18 protein-coding genes and 1 tRNA gene are annotated in these 20,517 nt (G+C 37.6%); 2 read left to right on the forward strand and 17 right to left on the reverse strand.

Features of this window, described 5'->3' with window-relative positions:
• Positions 1-69: 69 nt before the first annotated feature.
• The 6 genes from F5ESL0263_RS07300 to F5ESL0263_RS07325 form a co-directional block, all read right to left on the reverse strand.
• Positions 70-1,008, reverse strand: a complete 939-nt coding sequence (locus F5ESL0263_RS07300; protein ID WP_122035982.1) for a nucleoside hydrolase — start codon at positions 1,006-1,008, stop codon at positions 70-72.
• A gap of 8 nt (positions 1,009-1,016) precedes the next feature.
• The gene (locus tag F5ESL0263_RS07305; protein ID WP_046307737.1) at positions 1,017-1,973 is read right to left on the reverse strand and encodes an ABC transporter permease; all 957 of its coding nucleotides are present in this window, start codon (positions 1,971-1,973) and stop codon (positions 1,017-1,019) included.
• Positions 1,973-3,106 carry an ABC transporter permease gene (locus F5ESL0263_RS07310; RefSeq protein ID WP_122035984.1) on the reverse strand — a complete coding sequence of 378 codons (1,134 nt, stop codon included), beginning with the start codon at positions 3,104-3,106 and terminating at the stop codon, positions 1,973-1,975. Before F5ESL0263_RS07310 ends, F5ESL0263_RS07305 begins: the two co-directional genes overlap by 1 nt.
• Entirely contained in the window at positions 3,099-4,634 is a 1,536-nt protein-coding gene (locus F5ESL0263_RS07315; protein WP_122035987.1) for an ABC transporter ATP-binding protein, read from the reverse strand. The genes F5ESL0263_RS07310 and F5ESL0263_RS07315 overlap by 8 nt, the downstream gene beginning before the upstream one ends.
• Before the next feature lie 78 nt (positions 4,635-4,712).
• Complete coding sequence (locus tag F5ESL0263_RS07320) at positions 4,713-5,783, reverse strand: BMP family protein (protein WP_122035989.1); 1,071 nt, start codon at positions 5,781-5,783, stop codon at positions 4,713-4,715.
• Positions 5,784-5,908: 125 nt separating this feature from the next.
• A complete protein-coding gene (locus tag F5ESL0263_RS07325; RefSeq protein ID WP_046307744.1) occupies positions 5,909-7,000 on the reverse strand; it encodes a BMP family protein in 1,092 nt (363 codons plus the stop codon).
• Positions 7,001-7,345: 345 nt separating this feature from the next.
• On the opposite strand from F5ESL0263_RS07325, the gene F5ESL0263_RS07330 reads away from it, so the two are divergent.
• Positions 7,346-7,846 carry a methylated-DNA--[protein]-cysteine S-methyltransferase gene (locus F5ESL0263_RS07330; protein WP_122035992.1) on the forward strand — a complete coding sequence of 167 codons (501 nt, stop codon included), beginning with the start codon at positions 7,346-7,348 and terminating at the stop codon, positions 7,844-7,846.
• On the opposite strand, the gene F5ESL0263_RS07335 is transcribed toward F5ESL0263_RS07330, so the two are convergent.
• From F5ESL0263_RS07335 to F5ESL0263_RS07385, 11 genes are all read right to left on the reverse strand, one after another.
• Positions 7,847-8,500 (reverse strand): HD domain-containing protein, encoded by a 654-nt coding sequence (locus F5ESL0263_RS07335; protein ID WP_122035994.1) that lies wholly within the window; start codon positions 8,498-8,500, stop codon positions 7,847-7,849.
• 25 nt (positions 8,501-8,525) lie between these two features.
• Positions 8,526-8,598 (reverse strand) — tRNA-Thr (locus F5ESL0263_RS07340).
• Positions 8,599-8,655: 57 nt separating this feature from the next.
• Positions 8,656-8,979 (reverse strand): heavy metal-binding domain-containing protein, encoded by a 324-nt coding sequence (locus F5ESL0263_RS07345; RefSeq protein WP_046307748.1) that lies wholly within the window; start codon positions 8,977-8,979, stop codon positions 8,656-8,658.
• A 111-nt stretch (positions 8,980-9,090) separates the two neighbouring features.
• Positions 9,091-9,480 carry an NUDIX domain-containing protein gene (locus tag F5ESL0263_RS07350; RefSeq protein ID WP_122035995.1) on the reverse strand — a complete coding sequence of 130 codons (390 nt, stop codon included), beginning with the start codon at positions 9,478-9,480 and terminating at the stop codon, positions 9,091-9,093.
• Positions 9,481-9,581: 101 nt separating this feature from the next.
• Positions 9,582-10,847 (reverse strand): tyrosine--tRNA ligase, encoded by a 1,266-nt coding sequence (gene tyrS / locus F5ESL0263_RS07355; protein ID WP_122035997.1) that lies wholly within the window; start codon positions 10,845-10,847, stop codon positions 9,582-9,584.
• Positions 10,848-11,112: 265 nt separating this feature from the next.
• Complete coding sequence (locus F5ESL0263_RS07360; RefSeq protein ID WP_122035999.1) at positions 11,113-14,088, reverse strand: alkaline phosphatase family protein; 2,976 nt, start codon at positions 14,086-14,088, stop codon at positions 11,113-11,115.
• Between the two features lie 40 nt (positions 14,089-14,128).
• Positions 14,129-14,746 carry a glycerol-3-phosphate acyltransferase gene (locus tag F5ESL0263_RS07365; protein ID WP_122036001.1) on the reverse strand — a complete coding sequence of 206 codons (618 nt, stop codon included), beginning with the start codon at positions 14,744-14,746 and terminating at the stop codon, positions 14,129-14,131.
• A gap of 19 nt (positions 14,747-14,765) precedes the next feature.
• Entirely contained in the window at positions 14,766-15,863 is a 1,098-nt protein-coding gene (locus tag F5ESL0263_RS07370; RefSeq protein WP_122036002.1) for an LCP family protein, read from the reverse strand.
• Between the two features lie 100 nt (positions 15,864-15,963).
• Positions 15,964-16,530 (reverse strand): aldose epimerase, encoded by a 567-nt coding sequence (locus tag F5ESL0263_RS07375; RefSeq protein WP_122036004.1) that lies wholly within the window; start codon positions 16,528-16,530, stop codon positions 15,964-15,966.
• A gap of 338 nt (positions 16,531-16,868) precedes the next feature.
• Positions 16,869-17,156 carry a type II toxin-antitoxin system HicB family antitoxin gene (locus F5ESL0263_RS07380; protein WP_122036006.1) on the reverse strand — a complete coding sequence of 96 codons (288 nt, stop codon included), beginning with the start codon at positions 17,154-17,156 and terminating at the stop codon, positions 16,869-16,871.
• Between the two features lie 248 nt (positions 17,157-17,404).
• A complete protein-coding gene (locus tag F5ESL0263_RS07385) occupies positions 17,405-18,850 on the reverse strand; it encodes an MFS transporter (protein WP_109715849.1) in 1,446 nt (481 codons plus the stop codon).
• A 321-nt stretch (positions 18,851-19,171) separates the two neighbouring features.
• Here F5ESL0263_RS07385 and F5ESL0263_RS07390 point away from each other — a divergent pair, with 321 nt between their 5' ends.
• A complete protein-coding gene (locus F5ESL0263_RS07390) occupies positions 19,172-20,515 on the forward strand; it encodes a cytosine permease (RefSeq protein ID WP_122036008.1) in 1,344 nt (447 codons plus the stop codon).
• Positions 20,516-20,517: the final 2 nt, after the last annotated feature.

Below are 20,517 nucleotides of genomic sequence, written 5' to 3' on the forward strand. Positions count from 1 at the left end.
GCTTAAACTAAAAATAGGCAAAATAAAAGAGTGAAATTCAAAATTATGAACTTCACTCTTTTTTGTTTATTATTTTGCACGCATAAGTAATTCGTCAAACTTCTTGAAGAATAAATCTTTGTCTGCTTTAGTTACTAAAGTTATTTCACGGCCATTTGGATCTTCTTCCATTCGGCCAGCAGCAGTTCCCTTAGTGATGACTTTTACCTTACGTTTTTCTGCTGTTAAAACAACTTCAGGATAAAGTGCACTGATAACAGTTAAAATATCCCAAAAGTATAGTTGAGCTGTTTGAATTGGTGGATTAACCAGAAGACTATAAGCTTGACCAGCTAAATCAACAGCTGGATACTTGCGTAAACCTGCCCAGTGCATCTTCAATTCATTTGTTAGCGGTAGTTCCTCACTACTTTCTAGACCAATGACTTCCATTGGAATATTCGAAGCTAGTACACGCTCAACAGCGTATGGATCCCAGAATGCATTCCATTCTTGTGTGCCATCTGCATTAACTTGGACAACATTTCCGTGACCATCAAGAGAGCCACCCATCCAATAAAGTTTTTCAATTTTTGTTTCAATTTCAGGCGCAGCATCCAGGGCACGAGCCAAGTCAGTCAATGGACCTGTCATAACAACAGTTACAGGCTCAGTAGCATTTTCGAGCTTAGTGACCATGTCTAAGTGAGCAGGTTGGTCTGCTTCCTTGGTAACCATTTTGCCTGATTCATTGAGAATTGGTAATGAATTGAAAGAGTACGATGCTGTGCGCCAAGCTTCAGGAAACTGGTTAACAGCACGTGAATTTGACTTAGCAACTTCTAGCTTATCACCGCGCGTATTAAAACGATCGGTTAATTTACGGCAGACCTCAACTGATGGGTCAACATAACCATCGGCATCGATTGCACCAACACCAAGCAACTTGATTTCTGGTGCTTGTAAAAACAATAGGTATGATACTAAATCATCGATATTACCATCGTGATTGAAATAGAATTCTTTCATTTTTCTCCTTATTTCGACTTAATATAATTTTGACCATCAGCAGCTGGTGCAACTGACTTACCAAAGAACAGAACTAGGATCACAATCGTGATTACATATGGAGCAATTTGCATGTAAACGGATGGAATATGGTTGAAAAATGGTAATTGATTACCAATAATACTGATACTCTGAGCAAAGCCAAAGAACAGTGATGCAAGCATCGCACCAATTGGATTCCATTTACCAAAAATCATTGCTGCTAAAGCCATGAATCCTTGACCTACAATGGTCGAAATTGAAAAGTTACCGGAAATTGCTTGAGCAAAAACAGCACCACCAATTCCGCCTAAAAAGCCAGAAATCAGAACACCAGCATAGCGCATCCCATAGACATTAACACCCATAGTGTCGGCTGCTTGTGGGTTTTCACCACAGGCACGTAAACGCAAACCAAAGCGCGTTTTATACAATACCCACCAAAGGATAATTGAAACAATAATTGCTACCCAAGCAGGAGCAGAGGTGTTTTTAAATAAAATTGGTCCAATGACTGGAATATCAGCAAGACCAGGAAAACTAAAGTAACCAAAGCTTTGAGTGATATTTTCAGTTTGACCTTTATCATAAATTGCCTTTACCAAAAAGACGCCTAGTGGTGGTGCCATTAAGTTAAGCACAGTACCACTGATTACGTGGTCAGCGTGGAAATTAATCGTTGCTACAGCATGCAATAGTGAAAATAGCAATCCAACAACGCCGCCAACTAGTAAACCCAACCATGGTGTCAATTTACCAAAAGTTGAAGCAAAGGTCAGATTGAAGACAACTGAAGAAAAAGCGCCCATCGTCATGATACCTTCAAGACCGACGTTAGTAATACCAGAGTTTTCACTATAAACCCCGCCTAGAGCTGTAAAAACTAGTGGCGTAGAGTAAACAAAAGTTGACGAAACCAATAAAGATAATATTCCAACTAAATTCATTACCTTTGTCCTCCTTCAGTTGACGTTGTATTTTCAGTATTAGTGCCGTCTGTCTTTTGTTCAGGCTCTTCAACTGATGCTTTGCGGGTCTTAAATAAAAGTCCAATGACATATTGAATTGCCACAAAGAAAATAATTGCTGCAATTACAATCGAAACTATTTCATAAGGAATACCCGCTATTGTTTGCATTCCTAGGCCACCGATTTTCAAAATTGAGAACAAAATGGCTGCTAGCAAGATACCGATTGCAGTTCCGCCACCAAGTAGCGCAACAGACAAACCATCCCAACCAATATCCAAACTAGTAGTCTGGGTAAAGTAGTTTTGGTAAGTTCCTAGTCCCTGAACAACACCACCTAAGCCGGCAAAGCCACCTGAAAGAAGCATTGAGTAGATTATATTCTTTTTCGTTGACATTCCGGCATAGCGACTCGCATATGGATTAGCACCAACTGAGCGAATCTCAAAACCAGTTGTTGTCTTTTTCATTAAGTACCAGTAAATGAAAACACCGATTAAGGCTAAGAAAATACCTGCATTAATTCTAGAATCGCCAAACATTGAACTCAACCAATCAATTTTCAAACTACCGTTAGCAGTAATTGTCTTAGTTGTATCAGTATCGATTCTTAATTTGCTAGACATAACTTGTTGCATCAAGTACTGGCATGAATAGAGCACAATGTAGTTCAGCATGATAGTAGTAATAACTTCATTTGTTCCAAATTGTGCACGCAGCCAACCGGCAACACCAGCTACAGCAGCACCAGCAAGGGCACCGGCAATAACTGCTAATGGCAGTAAGATAACTTTTGGCATGTTTGGATTAGCAAGTACAATCCAGATTGAGGTTAACCAACCGGCTTGTGCCTGACCAGGCAAACCAATATTAAAGAAACCAGCACTTGAAGCAATGGCAAAACCAATTGCAGTAAAAATAAGCGGCGTCGCTTCACGGATTGTTTCACCAATTCCATTCATGTTGCCTAAAGCACTAGAGAACATTGATGAATATGCTTCAAACGGATTATAGCTCCAAATCAACATGATCAATGCACCAACTAGGAAACCGGCAAAAATAGAAATTAGTGGTACTAAGATTTTTTTTGTTTTTGGTGTTACTTTAAGCAAGAGCGTTGCCTTCTTTCTTAATGCCAGTCATTAACAAGCCTAATTCTTCATCGCTTGTTTCTTCCGGCTTAACTTCACCAGAAATGTCGCCATCATGAAGAACAATAATTCGATCAGACAATTGCATAATTTCATCTAATTCATAGGAAATTAGCAAAATTGCTTTTCCTTTTGCACGTTCAAGCAAAAGTTGCTGGTGGATGTATTCAATCGCACCAACATCAAGGCCACGAGTAGGCTGAAAGGCAATAATCAAATCACTGTCAAGATCTAATTCACGTGCAATAATTACCTTTTGTTGATTACCACCGGATAAGTCACTTACTGGCAAACTGCTACCAGTCGTTCTAATATCGAACTTTTTAATCAACTCATCGGCATGTTGATGAATTAAGTCATAGTGCATTACATGGTGGCTTGAATACGGTTGATGATAATAATTCTGTAACGCCAAATTATCCGAGATTGAAAATGGCAAAATTAAACCATATTTTTGCCGATCAGAAGGAATGTACGAAACACCCTTTTCGGTGATTTTTCGTACCTTTTGATTGGTCATATCTTCATCATTAATACTTATCTTGCCGGAATCAACATGTTGCATCCCCGTCAAAGCTCGTACTAATTCATCTTGTCCGTTGCCATCAATACCGGCAACACCCAAAATTTCACCAGCACGCAGGTCAAATGACAATCCCTTTAATGCTAGAATGCCTTGCTTGTTCTTAACCTTAAGGTCACTAACTTTAAGTGTAGTTTTCCCTACTTCAGCACTAGGCTTATCTAGCTTCATGTTAACGTGACGGCCGACCATTAATTCAGCCAAGCGGTTATTAGTTACATCGCTAACATCAAAAGTACCAACACTCTTACCTGCACGGATAACCGTAACCCGATCTGCAGCACGCTTGATTTCTTCAAGCTTATGCGTAATCAGAATGATTGACTTACCTTCTTTAGCCAGCTCTTTAATAATTTGAATAAATTCCGTGATTTCTTGCGGGGTCAAAACAGCAGTTGGTTCATCAAAAATCATGATATCTGCACCACGGTAGAGCACCTTAAGGATTTCTACTCGTTGTTGCTGTGCAACCGTAATTTCACTAACCTTCTTTTTAGGGTCAATGTTCAAATTATAGCGTTGCGACAACTCCTCAATTTGTTGTTGCGCCTTTTTAAAATCTAGCTTTGGTCCCTTAGTGGTTTCATGACCTAAAATAATATTTTCTAAAACCGTGAATGATTCCATCAACATAAAGTGTTGGTGAACCATTCCAATTCCTAAGTTCTTGGCAACAGTTGGATTTTTAATTTCAACTTCTTGACCACGAACATCAATTTCACCAGAAGTTGGCATTAGCAAACCAGACAAAATACTCATCAAGGTTGACTTGCCAGCACCATTTTCACCAAGAAGAGCTAGGATTTCTCCTTTGCGCAAAGTTAGATTAATGTCATTATTTGCTTTAAAGCCATTAAAATCTTTGACAATATGCTTCATCTCGATTACATTCGTCGTATTTTCCATTTTGCTTATATTTCTTTCTATAAAAAACTCTTTGTATATTAAAACACAAAGAGTTTCCTATTACTTGATTATTTGCTATTAATCTCCAGCTACAGTAGTTTTACCAGCTAAGATATCAGCTCTAGCTTTCTGAACTGCACTCCAAGCTTTTGGTGATAAATTACCCTTTGTAACTGAAACACCGTTACCCTTTAAAGAATAAACAAGGTGCTTGCCACCAGGGAACTTACCCTTAACCGCATCATCTGCTAAAGATTTAGTTGCAACGTCCAAGCCCTTTAAAACAGAAGTTAAAGTAAAGTTGTCTTTTTTGCCATCTTTGTCTTTATACTGTCCCATGTTTTCTTGGTCAACATCGACACCAACTACCCAAACTTTTTGACTAGCAGCATGTGCTTGGTTGTGAGCTTTAGCTTCTTGGAAAACACCGTTACCAGCTGAACCAGCAGCTTGGAAGATAACATCGCACTTGTTTGCATACATCGATTGTGCCATTGATTTAGCTTTATCAGTTGAAGTAAAGTTACCAACATATTGTGCGTCAACTGTTATCTTTTTGTGCATTGCCTTAGCGGCATCTGCAACACCTTGTTTGAAGCCATTTTCAAAGCTTTCAATAATGGTTGACTTAGCCCCACCAACAAAACCTACTTTGTTAGTTTTAGTTGAGTAAGCAGCAGCTACACCACCAAGGTATGAAGCTTGGTTACTCTTAAAAGTTACCGAAGCAACATTCTTTTGTCCGGTGATTACATCGTCGACAATTACAAAATTCTTCTTTGGATTTTTCTTAGCAGCTTCGCTAACCGAATCTTTTAATAAGTAGCCAATACCAAAAATAGTTTTGTAGCCTGATTTAGCCGCTTGGTTAAAGTTAGGCGTATAGTCTGTTGCGCTGTTTGACTGGAAGTATTGATAGCCACTTCCTTTTTTAAGACCTTGTTCTTTACCATAAGCTTTAAAGCCTTCCCAGGCAGCTTGGTTGAAAGATTGGTCGTTTACTCCGTTGCTATCAGTAATTAAGGCGATGCTATTCTTTTTACTTTCACCGGTTGAATTCTGTTTCTTTCCAGAACAACCACTCATTAATAAAGTAATTGAAGCAGCCACAGTTCCTAATGACAAAAGTCTCGCAAGTTTTTTACCCATTATTAGTTTTTATCCTCCACAAAAATACGAACTTTTCATCTATTACTTTATTATAAAATACGTAAAAAGACAAGATGAATCTATTCGACTTTGCATATAAAAACTTTTGTTATTCTAAAATCGAACTATTTTGAAGGGTGAATTGGCACCTTGATCTCACCGTCAATAATTTGTTGACGTGCGTCACGTGAGTATTTCCAAGCCTTGTCTTCAATATGACCTCGTGTAATGGAAACACCGTTTGTCTTCAAACCGTAAACCAATTCTTTACCGCCAGGGAACTTACCGTTATATGCACGGTTAGCAATATCGTGAGTAGCAACATTAACGCCAGTGATTACTGAAGTTAGTACAAAGTTGTCTTTCTTGCCGTCCTTACTCTTGTAATTACCTAAATATGATTGGTCAACATCAACACCGATAACCCAAACCTTCTTATCAGCAGGACGGTTTTGGTTGATTGCTTTGGCTTCTTGGAAAAGACCATTACCAGCTAAACCAGAAGCGTGGAAGATAATGTCAGCTTTTTTAGCGTACATTGATTGTGCGATAGCTTTTTCCTTGTCAGCACTTGTAAAGTTACCAACATATTGATTTAGAAGTGTAACCTTCTTATTTAACTTCTTAGCTTGATCGTTAACACCTTTAGTAAAACCTGCGTCAAACAAATCAATAATGTTACCGTGAGCTCCACCGATGAAACCAATGACACCTGTCTTAGTTTGAGTTGCTGCTGCAACACCGGCTAAGTACGAAGCTTGCTCACTCTTGAAGTTAGCTGAAGCAACGTTCTTTTGACCTTTGATTACTTCATCAACGATAACAAAGTTCTTCTTAGGGTCCTTCTTAGCTGCTGCACTAACAGCATCTTTCAGACTATAACCAATACCAAAAATTGTTTGATATCCTGCTTTGCTAGCTTGGTCAAAGTTTGGCTCAAAGTCAGCTGCACTACTCGATTGGAAGTACTGATAGCCGTTCTTACCACGCTTTAAGTTATGGTCTTTACCGTATGCCTTAAAGCCACGCCAAGCGGATTGGTTAAATGAATTATCATTAACACCCGCAGTATCAGTAATCAACGCGATTGAATGCTTTGCGCTATCAGTTGAGTTACCACTTCCACCCTGCTTTTTACCCGAACATGCAGTAAGTGCAACACCAGCCGCAAATGTTACGGTAGCAAAGGATAGGATTTTCTTGATTTTAGTCTTCATAGTTATGTATGACCCCCATGTAATTTCTAGTACTAGAATATCAATATTTAGTATTCACGTCAAAGTCATAATACAACATAGAGTGTTGATGTAACAACATTTTTGATTTTGCCAAATTAGCGGTTGTCTCTTAAACCATCGAGCTTTGTATATGACAAGGAAATTTTTTTCAACTTTTTTACTTGTGTTATGTTTATTAAAAGTAGCTTTTGAAAAAATGAGCTTTTAAGTTGTTCGCTATTAAAATAAATTAATGCACGCTAAAATGAATAATATAATGCGCAAATAAAAACCATCCGGCGAAACCGCATGGTTTTAATAGTTTATTAGCATGGAGTGATTAAAGTGTTACATCGAGCAGTTTTCCAATCTAAATTAGGTGACATGATCTTACTTAGTGATGAGGAAGCCTTACTAGGCCTATGGTTTGCAGATCAAAAATTTTTCGGTGCAAATTATCAGTTGGGCCAAGCAGATGATGTTCAAAATATCCCGCTTAAGCTAACTCTTCGCTGGCTCAATGACTACTTTGCTGGTTTGAAACCAGACCCTTTTGCCATTCCAATTAGACCAGAAGTCACAGCATTTAGAAAAGCAGTTTATCATGAATTGCAAAAAGTCCCTTATGGAGAAACAACCACTTACGGTGAGCTCTCTGACAAGCTACAAGCAAAACAAGCAGTCAAAACCAATAAAGCACGTGCGGTTGGTGGCGCAGTTGGACATAACCCAATCACACTAATCGTTCCATGTCATCGCGTAATTGGCAGTGACGGCTCACTGACTGGTTACGCTGGTGGAATTGAACGTAAAAAGGCTTTACTGCAATTAGAACGGCAGAATTAATTAAACATTCCACTCATCCATAAATTCTTGAACAAAAGCACGCATGAAATCAGTTCGTTTGTGTGCTTCTTTTTTGCCACCATCAGTATTCATTAAATCTTCTAATTGAAACAGCTTTTCATAAAAGTGATTAATGGTGGTTTCGGTGTGTTCGCGATATTGATCATGGCTAACCAGTTTTTCAGGCTTAATTTTCGGATCATAAATAACATTACCGTGAGCACCGCCATAGGTAAATGCGCGTGCAATTCCCATTGCACCCAAGCTCTCAATGCGATCAGCATCTTGAACATATTCACCAGAAACTGGTAATTGATAATGGTGTTCAATATTTTGTGAAAACGACATATGCTGAATAGTAAAAAGAATATCCTTTACTTCAAGCTCACTAAAGCCAGCCTGTGGCAGCAAGTGCTTAATTTGCTCGACAACTTGCTCAGGATCCGCACAGATCTTTTCATCAATCGTATCGTGTAAATACCCTGCTGTCTGAATAATCGCCACCATGCGGCTGTCTGCGTGTGCATCAGGATTATCCTGTAAATATAATTGGCTTGCTAAGTGGGCCACACGCTGACCATGATAAAAATCGTGGCCCGTTTTTTCACCTTCTAATTGCTTTTGAACAAAATCGATTACCTTTGTTATTTCCATTTTAATCACTCCTTTTTTAGTCTTAAGCCGCTTCCCAGATTTGAACTGAGGACCTCCTCCTTACCACGGCGGTGCTCTACCTCCTGAGCTAAAGCGGCAAATTAATTTTAACAAAAAAGCACCCACCTTAGTTAGTGGATGCTAAATTTAATTGTTTACTGTACGAACTTAACTGCTGTACCGTATGCAACTACTGACTGCATGTCACCGCCAATTGTACCTGAGTCAAAACGCATCATCACGATTGCATCGGCACCTTTTTCTTCAGCTTCTTGACGTAAGCGTTCAAGAGCTTGCTCACGAGATGTTTGCAACATCTTAGTGTAACTACGGATTTCTCCACCCACCATTGATTTTAAGCCTGCGCCAAAATCCTTGAAAGCATTTTTAGATTGAGTGGTTAAGCCAAAGACTTCACCAATAATCTCATACTCTTTACCAGGGATATTTTCCGTAGTAGTAACTAATATTTCAGACATTTCTTTTCCTCCTAGAACGGGGTAATTTTATAGCAATAGGCAATTATTGCCTTAAATAGATTATGAATTATGCAATGATATTTTGTCAAATATTGCTCAAAAAATATCATATTATTTGATAGATTCTAAAAGCTGTTGTGCGATTTCCGGTGGCATTAAATTAATCGTAGTGAGATCTTTTAAAGTAACCCAAGCTGGCTCATAGATATTTTTTGTGCTCGAGCGTTCTTTTTCTTCCCCACTAATTCGAGGTGCTTTAATTTGCTTGATTTGGGCTAAAAAGATAACCTCATTGTCAATTTCAAACAATCGCTTAAGTTTTTCGGGTAACAACTTAATCTTTAGTTCTTCATTGATTTCTCTAATTGCAGTTTCAATCGGGGCTTCCTGGTTTTCTGCACCGCCACCAGGAATGACCCAATAGTCGCGCTCGTTTTTCAGCCTGTGAATTAATAAAATAGCTTTTAATTCTGGATTATATATGACAACTCGTGCTCTCATTTTTAGCCCCCCTTATTTTGAATCTCTACTATTTGACATCTGCTTTTTTCACTTTATAAAAAAAGTCTGATACATAATGTACCAGACTTTTATTCATATAACTAGTCTTTGATATTAACCAAAGTATATTTTCTTTTTCCTTTACGAACAATTACATACTTACCATCAAATGCTTTTGATGGATCAACTTCAAAATCAACTGATTGTTCACGGTCACCATTAATGTAAATTGCACCGTTTTCAACGTCTTCACGTGCTTGACGCTTAGACGATTCGATTTTGGTATCAACTAAAAAGTCAACAATATTTTTAGCAGCCGATCCTGACTCTGCAGTTGGTGCGCTCTTCAATCCCTGCTCAATTTGCGTAACAGTTAAGTCTTTGACATTACCAGAGAATAGAGAGTCTGTGATCATTTCTGCTTCAGCCAATCCCTCTTCACCGTGAACAAACTTGGTTACTTCCTTAGCTAAAGTCTTTTGCGCCGTTCTCTTCCATGGCTCAGTTTTAACTTGTTCTGCTAACTCATCAATTTCTTCATGACTTAGGAAAGTAAAGTACTTCAGGTACTTTACTACATCACGGTCGTCTTGGTTAATCCAGAATTGGTAGAACTCATAAGGACTGGTCTTTTCTGGATCAAGCCAAATTGCTCCACCAGCTGATTTACCAAATTTAGTTCCATCAGCTTTAAGCATTAATGGAATAGTTAGACCAAATGCTTCACGATCAGATCCCATCAACTTATGAATAAGGTCAATTCCTGCTGTAATGTTGCCCCATTGATCACTACCACCGATTTGCATCTGTACACCGTGGTTTTTATTTAATTGGTAAAAATCAATTGCTTGCAAAATTTGGTATGAAAATTCAGTAAATGAGATTCCATTTTCCAAGCGGCTGGCAACAACGTCCTTGTTAATCATGTTGTTTACTTGGAAGTGTTTACCGTAGTCACGTAAGAAGTCGATTAAACTTAACTTATCTAGCCATTCCGCGTTGTTAACAATTTCAAAGTTTTCAGTACCAAACAGCTTCTCCATTTGCTTAGTCAAAGCAATTTCATTTTGATGAAGCTTTTCAGCATCAAGTAAAACTCTTTCGGTACTACGGCCTGATGGGTCCCCAATTGTACCAGTACCACCACCAATAACAATTACTGGATGGTAACCAGCTAATTGGAATCTCTTTAAAATCATAAAGGGAATCAGGTGGCCAATGTGAAGTGAATCACCGGTTGGATCAGTACCACAATAGAGTGCTAAGTCATCATGTTCTTCTAAGTACTTAGCTAGCCCCTCTGCATCTGTCTGCTGGTTAATTGCTCCACGCCATTTTAAATCTTCTAAAATATCAAAGTTTGCCATCTTTTTCCTCCAATAAAAAAGTCCCTGGATTTCCTAAGAAATCCAGGGACGACTAAATTACTTTTTTAGCCGTGGTACCACCCACGTTTGCGCTTGTTAGCGCCTCAAGTTTGGTTTTTAGCGGAACCACCCGATATGTATTTCGCGAAACTTCAGCCTGTCTAGCTTACACCAACCGCTAGTTCTCTGAACACTGAACTGAAGCGCTACTTAAAATATCTAAATGAATAATACTCATTTTTTTCTAATAAGTCAACACCAGATACTACTTGTAGAAGCCCTTAATTTGTAAACCATAAGCTTTACCAGCAGTCATATCATATTGGATAGTTTCATAATCAGCCAAGAGATCTTGTTGTTCTTTGGTTAAGTACTGCGGTTCAATTACTTGTCCCTTACGTCCAATTAATTCATAACCCTTATCGCCTTTAAAGTTAATTGTAATTGCAGGCAATTTCTTATGAACTTCAGTAAGGAGTGCTTGGTATGGTGTAACCTTTGAATCAGTCTGCTCAAGCATCATTGCAATAAAGTCACTTGAACTTACGAAATTGTTGGCCTTACGTGGTAAGTGCGTTTTGGCACCATGTTCACGGGCATACTTATTCGAATAAATGAAGTAACGAGTTGAGTGCATTTCAACTGGATACTTAGCAGTATAACTCTGCGAAATAATACTTGGATAGTGGTCACCGTAGAAGACTAACGTAATTGGTTTCTTAATCTTATCAATTTGACTAATAAATTGCTTAACTGCCTTATCAGTGTATTGCGTACCCTTAACATATGTCGCCATTTGTTCACGAACTGCTGGAGTATTGAATAAATCACCTGAGATCTTGCCCATATATTCGTTGTGTGGATACCAATTGTTGTATGGCATGTGGTTCTGAATTGAAATCAGATTGATGAACTGACCATCCTTACGCGCGTTGATTTGCTGCAGTCCATTAGCATAAGTAGTAAAGTCAGAGTTATAGCCACTCTTACCAAGTTTCTTTTGATCAATAACTTTATACTTCGAACCAGTGTAGACGAACTTATCAAACTTAAAGCGACGATAGTCTTCACGTCTAGAGTAATATGTCCCAATAAATGGATGAATAGCTGACTTGTAATCAAAGTTCATCCCAATTGTTGGATAGAAACTGTAATTAGGAACAACCTGAACATATGGCGTTAAAGTAGACTTAAACAATCCCATGTTCAATCCCGTTAAGGTTTCCCATTCCATGTTAGCAGTACCACCACCGTAACCAGCACTAAGCATTGTACCGTATGAAGAGCGTGACTTCATTGATTCAATGAACTTAACTGGATTTGGTGCAGACTGTTCTATCTTAATGGTTGGGAAAGTATTCGGATCAACGAAACTTTCACTTAGGTTAAAGACAATTGTCTGGTCACTAAGTTTATTCTTTCTGTTTTTATTGATCTTGTTAGCAACTTTAGCATACTTATCATTCAACTGCTTGATAGTCGAAGCAGAATAGCCTGTCGCTGGCTGATCCATAATTTGCAAGTCAATATAGTTTAAGAAATTCAGAACTGGCCCGTTAACCTGAATATCACGTTCTGGGTTTCTAAAACGTTGTCTATTATCGAACCCACGATTAATGTGGTAAATAACTCCACCATCATGGTTGAAGCGGAATGGCGTCATGAATAACGCTAAACTCAATAGTGCCCAAATACCACGTTTTTTCCATGAGCCGCGTTTCTTAATTGGAAACTTGATTTCTAAGAAAACATCCAGTGCAATCACGATTACAATTGCAACCAGGATAGCAATAACTGTTGTTTTACCAATCATTGGTAAAAGGGTCTTCCAATTGACGATTTCACTGATTTCAGTTGGATAAATTGGTTCACCACGAAGAAGCAGTTTAATCTTGTTGGCAATGGCCCACCCAATTCCGATTAGGCTGACTAACACATTGGACGTCCAATAACGTGTAGTCACAAAGTAGAAAATTGAGAATAACGCATCAAGGAAGATGGTTGTTAAAATAATGGCAAAGAATTTGGTGCCAAGTAAGTAAACAATCGCATTAATTGTCGCTGCAGTACTGATTTGGATTCTTAAGTTATCAGATTCAATTAAAAATGAACCGAAACTCAAAACATAGAACCAAGCCCAAGTGAGTAAGTTAACTCTGTTGGCAACAATAAATTTAGTGAATTTTGTCCAAGCCTTCTCACAAATTTTCGCTAAGTTGGTTTCATGATCTAAGTACTTAACAATCTTAGTAACTGGCTTAAATTTGAATAGATACTTCTCCAGCACCATATCCCAAATTGCAGCTGCAAGCAGCATGACAACAATCATGATTAGCTTGTTAACAAAAGATGAGCCAGTGAAGCGGAAGTCGTTCATGAATCTAGGCGAAATTGGCGCATCCATGAACATGATTACTGGGATAAAGTAACGCATTTGCTTCTCATTGAAGGTCATAATAACCTTTTTGAACAATAAGAATGCCGCTAGAACCATCAGGAGCATAAATGGTGAAGATGGATTGTTCAAAAATTCTCTGTTCCAGTCACCACCACCATTGCCGGAAATGATTTGTGACCAGTAAACGGCGTCAAAACCAGAAACACCGATTACAACAACAAAGAATGAAACAATACCACTAAATAAAGCTAAACCAAATAGCTTACCTTTTACCTTAACGCCAGCTAAAAACATCCCCCACGCAAAGAACAAAATAAGGTATAAACCATAGAGTGAATATTGGAAGGATAAGTTTCCGGCACTCAAGGCAAAGCCAAGAAGACTTAATAAGCTAAGTACTAGTAAGTTTTGCTTTTTAGTCAGCTTATGTTGTAAGTCATAAATCCGTGGTTGTGCCAGTAAACTGAAAAACAAGCCAGAAAATAAAACTGAGGTACTGGTAATAATTGGAAACAACATTCCCCAAACACGCCACATGTTAAAGCGTGCAGGTACCTTAATGAAAAATAGGATGTAATAAACAACTAGCGTAACAAAAGCCATCAGCCAATACTTAAAGCTTTCACTTACACTTTGTTTTTTCCTGCTATAAACTGCACCAAAAACCATTGGTACAATCATCATTGTTGCGTTATGCATCATGTTAGGCATAAAACGCACGAATGAGTAATGTGCTCTCGCAGCAACACCCTTCAAACTATACATTTGAATTAACATAAAGAGAGTTGCTACTAATATGCAAATCGCCTGCACGACTTTTAACGATTTTTTGTTTTTATTCATGTTTCTAGTATCTGTCCTCACTAAAAAATGATGCTATCAATCACTGCATTTTTATACCCAATTTTTTCTTAATTGAGTATAAAATATCTACTTTTTTCCCGTTTCCAGTAAAAAAGTCCCGTAAATCATATCTAAATTTAAAAGTCATGATCAAGGTAATAATTAATAATACAATGCCAGCTTCCCTGAGTTGGGTCAATTCGTAGAGACTAAATAATAAAATAAAAACTAACGGCGGAACCGTTAAGTTCTTAAGAATAATAGTCAAAATAAGTGCAATTAAAAGCGTTACTGCCGCAGCTTTAACATCATAAATAGCCGCTAAAATGACAGCAACTGTCACTCCTTTGCCACCTCGAAAATGATCCCAAAAAGGAAAACAGTGTCCTAAAATTAGTCCTAAACCTGCATAGGCCAACATTACCTTTTTTCCTAAAAAATAGTGTACAAGTAGTAAGCAAATTAGTGTTTTTAAAATATCACCAATGCAAGTAATTATACCCCATTTTTTACCAAAAACGGCACCAACGTTGGCGGTTCCTGGGTTTCCGGATCCAACTTTAGTTGGGTCTTGATGTAACCAAAAACGACCCACTAACATGGCAAATAAAATACATCCGAATGCATAGCCGATTAAAACGGCAAGCAGTCTCGTCATTAATCGTCACCTTCTTTTATTATTGTCCTTCATAATCACTGTAGATATTATAGTCCTGCGTTGCAAGATCAGTGAAATCAAAGCCGTGTTCCTTATTTCGCTTGTTTTGGTAAGTCTCATTGTTATCAACCTTTTCGAGACTCAAACCTAATTCAGCACGAAGATAGTCAGAAATTCGTTGAAGCTCTTCAGTTGACTGAACTTGATAAGATGCACCATCAACCGTTGCATTATGCCCGTGAAGATAGTCATTTTTGACGTTTTTAGTTGAGCTGCGGTAATTAAAGGCAATCTCCTTCAGTGCATCAAATGGTAAGTTAGTTTTAACATTGCCAGAAATTGAAGTTAGCACTGAATCAAGTTGCGTCAATGTGTTCAACGAAACGGCCTTTTTAATAAGTGTCGTAATGACCTGTCTTTGCCGTTCCTGACGACCATAGTCACCCTTCGGATCGTCATAGCGCATCCGTGAATATGCAAGAGCACCGCCACCGCCCATATGAGTCAGCTGTCCCTTCTTGAAAACATAACCACCATATTCAAAACTAAGCGTAGGTCTGACATTTATTCCACCTACATAGCGAATAAGGCGCATGATTCCTTTCATATTAACTAGGGCATAATATTTAATTGGTACATTAACAAGTTCTGAGACACTGTCCATTGCCATCTTAGCGCCACCAACTGGATAAGCGGCATTGATTTTTTCGACTTGGAACTGCTCAGCACCAACCATTTGTGCCATTGTATCGCGCGGAACAGACACTAGTGAGTAACGCTTTTTTTGCGGATTGACAACTGCGATGATAATCGTATCAGTATTACCAATCTTTTCCTTACGATCAAGTGCTCCAGTATCGGTTCCCATTAGTAAGACAGCAAACTTTTTCTTACCATTAAATTCGCCGTTTTTTACTTGAACATGCGTATTATTATCATAGGTATTGTCTACAGCATTCTTCGTTTTAAAATAAACGTAAGACGAGTAAGCAGCAACACCAGCAGCTATGAGAAAAATAAGTCCGCATAGCCATGCTATCAATTTCTTCTTTTTGTTGTAATCTTTTACATGTATTTCTACCCGACTCTTGTCCGGATGATTATGATTGTGATCCATATTCTCTTACTTACCTAATTTAAATACAATGAATACATTATAACAAAAAAACAAACCATCTGCGGTTTGTCTATATTATCTTATTAAAATCATTAATTATCTAGCTTAATGTCAAAGTTAGCGTGAATTCTTCATCACTATCGCCTTCAAGTGTCGCTTTATCAAGTAAAGCAACAACTTGCTGGTCTTTAACATCTAAGTCAAAGCTTGATGAAGCAAGTTTTAATTTAACTTCATCATTACTCAACTCAATTTCATTCACATTTCTATTTTTAACCCAGCCCTCGATAATCGGCAATGTGAACATCACTGAAAAAGGCATTTCTTTATGTGAATTATTTTTGAGGTAGTACTTAATATCGACCCGGTTACCTTCAAGAATGTAGGTTAAGATCACTTCAAAATGATACGGAAACTTTTTATAACTTTCACTATCATCAATTAAGGCCAAACTGACCCGCGAGTCTCCCTTATCTACAACTGTCCAAGGCAAGAGCTTCGCCCAATTTTCGCCTTGACCGTCACCTAAAAAGGTAACTCCTAATTTCTTTTGCATGTCGCCATCTTTGAAATAATCAATTTGATCATGTTGGGATACAAAATTAACTAACTTTGCATCCTTTTCATCAACAGCAGCACGCAAAATAGAACTTTCTATTGTTTGCATAGCTTACTCCAAACTTTCTCCCTTATAGAAAATAGCATGTAACTGACACTAATGTCAATTCGAGCTTAAAATCCAGCTTTTTAGCTAAGTTTAACTGAGAAATTCAATGTGCAAGGATTATACTACAAAACTAATATCAGTTATATTAAAAAGATTGGTTAGGCTTTTACTGCAAGCGCTCAACCACCTTTATCAACTGATTTTTTTAAAAAAATCCGCCTAAATTATTAGCAAATTTCGTTATAATATACTATAATACTATTGTTCCCGAGAATATAATTAGTTTTTGGAACAAGTTAATAAGAAAGAGCACCTCAAGCAACTGGGGTGCTTTTTTGTTATATCTCGTAATTCATTCGATCATGAGATGCTTCTGTCAAATCTGCGGAAACTGGTGCAACAAAGGATCCATCATCAGGAAGCTCTATTTCACTTACCTTACTGCACTTCGGCAAATCTGCCTTATTGTATAGTCTGCTTGCCAAAGTATCAGCAGCCATTTTCATAGCTTCTCGAAGACCTTCACCTTCTGTGATACCACCTTTGATATCTGGAAAGTGAATCACATATACATCATTTTCTAGCGGCTTAAAAATTGCCGGATACGTAACAATTCGATGATCCATTTACCCAACCTCCCTATTGTTTAGTTATAGTTCATAGCTTTTCCTTTAATACCATCATATACCCAAAAACAGCGAAATAAGAAAAAATTATGAAATTTTTATTTATTCCTTTGTTTTATATTGGTCGCTTTTTTCAATCAGAGAATTGTTAAATAGGGGGTTTGCAGTATTTTTTTGATTAACGTAAAAAGAAAAAACGTTATTGCTAATAATGCAATAACGTTTTTTAGTTTTATTTTAATAATAGATTACTTAGCTGTTTTTTCGTCTTTTTTAAATAGACGCCAGCCACTTAAAACAACAGTTATTAAACAAATAATCATTGAAATAATAAATACAACATGCATACCATAAATAAAAATTTCCGGTTGCTTAGGTAGGTATTCGGTCACACGTGCTCCCTTTGCATGGCTCATTGCAGCAAACAAGATTGTCGTTGCACTTGAAATACCAATTACCATTCCGAGGTTACGTGATAGGGAGTTAATACTGCCGGCAACACCAAGATCCTTCTGTTCTACAGAACTCATTACTAAAGAGTTATTTGGTGAACTGAAAATACCACTACCAAGTCCCATAATTGCAATACTAATAATAAATAGCCAGATTGATGAATGTAGATTGCATAGTGAGTAACCAATTTGACTAACTAATAGTAATACTAAACCAATAAAAGTAATCAATTTTGGTCCAATTTTATCTGAAAGTGTACCCGCAACTGGGGCAGCAAATAATTGAACTACAGGTAAAATCATTAAGATGATACCAGCTTGACTTGGTGCCAAGTGTAACGCATTTTCTAAATAGAAAGGCGTTACTACATTAAAGAAAAAGTTTGTAATGAAGATTAACAATGCACATAACAAACTAACTGAAAAGTCTGGATTCTTGAACAAATTGAATTGTAATAATGGATTAGTTGTGTGATTTTCAGTATAGACAAACCAAATGAAACTAATTAGCCCAATTATTAACATTGCTAGAACTGGTACAGAAGTAAAACCTAATTGTTGGCCTAAGAAGACACCACCGAATAAAGTAATCATCCCTAATGCAAAGCCAAATGAGCCCTTCTTGTCCAATGCTGCATTGGTAAAAGTAATATCTTTTGGTAGGAAAATTGCGCCAATAATTGCAGCAATAATGCCAACAGGAACATTCAACCAGAAAATGTATGACCATGACAGGTGACTCAAAATCAAGCCACCCAAACCAGGACCAGCAATTGAACCTAAGGCAACAAATGAACCAATTGTTCCTAAAGCTTTCCCGCGTTCAGTTGATGGGAAAATTTCAGTGATGATTCCATTATTGGTTGCCATTGTCATTGCGGCACCAAAAGCCTGAATCGCACGTGAAACTAATAAAAATACCAAATTGACTCTAAATCCTGATAAAAGTGAACCAGCAATAAAGAAGATGGCACCTAGACGGAAGATTTTAATTTTTCCGTGAAGATCACTCAATTTACCGAAGAATAGAATAAAACTACAAACAACAATTAAATATAATGAAACAACCCATTCGGACTGACTCATCGAAATGTTCAAATTTTTACTAATAACTGGTAAAGCGATATTAACAATCGTTCCATCTAGAGTTGACATGAAGGTAAACAAACCGACTGCCACTAAGATCCACCATCTATTTTTTTGCACTTTTTCGTCAGTCTGATAACTCAAAGCTTGTGTCATTTTTACAGATCCTCTCAATTTTTTAAATTTAGTTAGGTACCTTAATGAGTTAAATTATACTCTTATTTTCTTTTGTGCCAAGTAGAAAAATAAGTTAATTTCACTTTTTATCTAGATTTATTTAAGTTTGCACAAATAGCACTCCCTATCTAGCTTTCACTAATTTTTCATCAATTCAGCTTCCCCGTATTACTTGTCATTCAGCATTGACATCCAATTACTACTAGATTAGACTCTTTTATATTAAATATTAATTAACTAACTATAGTTATTTTAATATTGCATTAACAAAATAGAGTTTATTTTAGAAAGAGGGCAATTATGGCAGCTAAGAACACCACAAATGAAGACATTTATGATGACTATTCAACACAGCGTTTTCCTAAAGACAAACGCGATCCCATGTGGAAAGTTTTGATGGTCCAAATTGGAGGCTTCGTCGCTTTAAGTCAGTTTATGCTTGGGGCCGAACTAGGTTATGGAATGAATTTCCGTGACGCTGTTTTATCTACTATCTTAGGTAGTGTAATTCTACAATTTATTTCTTTCGGCTTAGGGTTAGCCGGTCAAAGAGAAGGTTTACCCACAAGTCTTCTTTCTAAATGGGCCGGCTTTGGCACAATTGGCTCTGCCATTGTTGGCCTAACTTTTGCAATTAGTTTGATTGGCTGGTTTGGAATTCAAAACTCAGTTTTTGCACAAGGTGTAGTTGAAATCATGCATTCTATCACCCACGGCAATATTAGCTATCAGTTAGTTGCCACAATCACCGGATTATTAGTTACTTTTTCAGTTATCTTTGGCTTTAAAGGGTTAAGTTGGACAACTAATATTTCTATTCCAGCCTTTATTGTTGTAATGGGCGTGGCCACATACAACATGTTAAAAGGCAACGATTTGCACCACTTAATTACTATGGCTGCTCCTGGCGCTGCGATGGGCATGGGTGCCGGCATTACGATGGTTACCGGTAACTTCATTGTTGGTGCGATTATTATGCCGGATATTACACGTCGAACTAAAAATGGACGCGATGTCTTTTGGGTTTGTGTAATCGGAACAATTGTCGGCGAATTAGGTGTTAATGTCATTGGTGTACTGATGGCCCATGCAATTGGTTCAAAAGAAATTATGCCAATTATTTATCAATTAACTGGAGCACTTGGAATTGCCCTAATCGTTTTATCATCGGTTAAGGTTAATGATATGAACCTATATTCAGCCAGCCTGAATGTTGTTAACTTCTTCAGACAAGTATTCAGCGTTAATCTGAATCGTTCTGTTATGACTGTTATTACAGGAATTTTGGGTACAATTCTTTCAGTAGTTGGTTTAATTGATAAGTTCCAAGGCTTCTTAACTATTCTAGGGGTTGTTTTCCCACCAATTGCAGCAATTATGTTTGTTGACTACTGGATTTTAAAAACAGACCGGCAAAAACTTGATGACAGTCGTGCAAAAGGCGAATTACCTCAAACATCCTCTAAATTGCCACTAATGACCGTTATCGCTTGGGTTGCTGGAATCTTGGTTGGTCAGTTTGTAACTTGGGGCGTTCAGTCACTTAACGTTTTGATTTCTTCAGGAGTTGTCTACTATTTAGGCAGTTTATTAGTTAGAAAAGTGGATCAACGTAGATTAAGAGATAGAGAAATTGAGGAGTAAAT

The organism is Lactobacillus sp. ESL0263 (assembly GCF_003692845.1).
Taxonomy (GTDB): Bacteria; Bacillota; Bacilli; order Lactobacillales; family Lactobacillaceae; genus Lactobacillus; species Lactobacillus apis.

Excerpts from the sequence above, each read along its gene's own strand:
- F5ESL0263_RS07300 (WP_122035982.1), bottom strand. The coding sequence starts at position 1,008 with ATGAAAGAATTCTATTTCAATCACGATGGTAATATCGATGATTTAGTA.
- F5ESL0263_RS07305 (WP_046307737.1), bottom strand. The coding sequence starts at position 1,973 with ATGAATTTAGTTGGAATATTATCTTTATTGGTTTCGTCAACTTTTGTT.
- F5ESL0263_RS07315 (WP_122035987.1), bottom strand. The coding sequence starts at position 4,634 with ATGGAAAATACGACGAATGTAATCGAGATGAAGCATATTGTCAAAGAT.
- F5ESL0263_RS07320 (WP_122035989.1), bottom strand. The coding sequence starts at position 5,783 with ATGGGTAAAAAACTTGCGAGACTTTTGTCATTAGGAACTGTGGCTGCT.
- F5ESL0263_RS07325 (WP_046307744.1), bottom strand. The coding sequence starts at position 7,000 with ATGAAGACTAAAATCAAGAAAATCCTATCCTTTGCTACCGTAACATTT.
- F5ESL0263_RS07335 (WP_122035994.1), bottom strand. The coding sequence starts at position 8,500 with ATGGAAATAACAAAGGTAATCGATTTTGTTCAAAAGCAATTAGAAGGT.
- F5ESL0263_RS07345 (WP_046307748.1), bottom strand. The coding sequence starts at position 8,979 with ATGTCTGAAATATTAGTTACTACTACGGAAAATATCCCTGGTAAAGAG.
- F5ESL0263_RS07350 (WP_122035995.1), bottom strand. The coding sequence starts at position 9,480 with ATGAGAGCACGAGTTGTCATATATAATCCAGAATTAAAAGCTATTTTA.
- tyrS (WP_122035997.1), bottom strand. The coding sequence starts at position 10,847 with ATGGCAAACTTTGATATTTTAGAAGATTTAAAATGGCGTGGAGCAATT.
- F5ESL0263_RS07360 (WP_122035999.1), bottom strand. The coding sequence starts at position 14,088 with ATGAATAAAAACAAAAAATCGTTAAAAGTCGTGCAGGCGATTTGCATA.
- F5ESL0263_RS07365 (WP_122036001.1), bottom strand. The coding sequence starts at position 14,746 with ATGACGAGACTGCTTGCCGTTTTAATCGGCTATGCATTCGGATGTATT.
- F5ESL0263_RS07370 (WP_122036002.1), bottom strand. The coding sequence starts at position 15,863 with ATGGATCACAATCATAATCATCCGGACAAGAGTCGGGTAGAAATACAT.
- F5ESL0263_RS07375 (WP_122036004.1), bottom strand. The coding sequence starts at position 16,530 with ATGCAAACAATAGAAAGTTCTATTTTGCGTGCTGCTGTTGATGAAAAG.
- F5ESL0263_RS07380 (WP_122036006.1), bottom strand. The coding sequence starts at position 17,156 with ATGGATCATCGAATTGTTACGTATCCGGCAATTTTTAAGCCGCTAGAA.
- F5ESL0263_RS07385 (WP_109715849.1), bottom strand. The coding sequence starts at position 18,850 with ATGACACAAGCTTTGAGTTATCAGACTGACGAAAAAGTGCAAAAAAAT.
- F5ESL0263_RS07390 (WP_122036008.1), top strand. The coding sequence starts at position 19,172 with ATGGCAGCTAAGAACACCACAAATGAAGACATTTATGATGACTATTCA.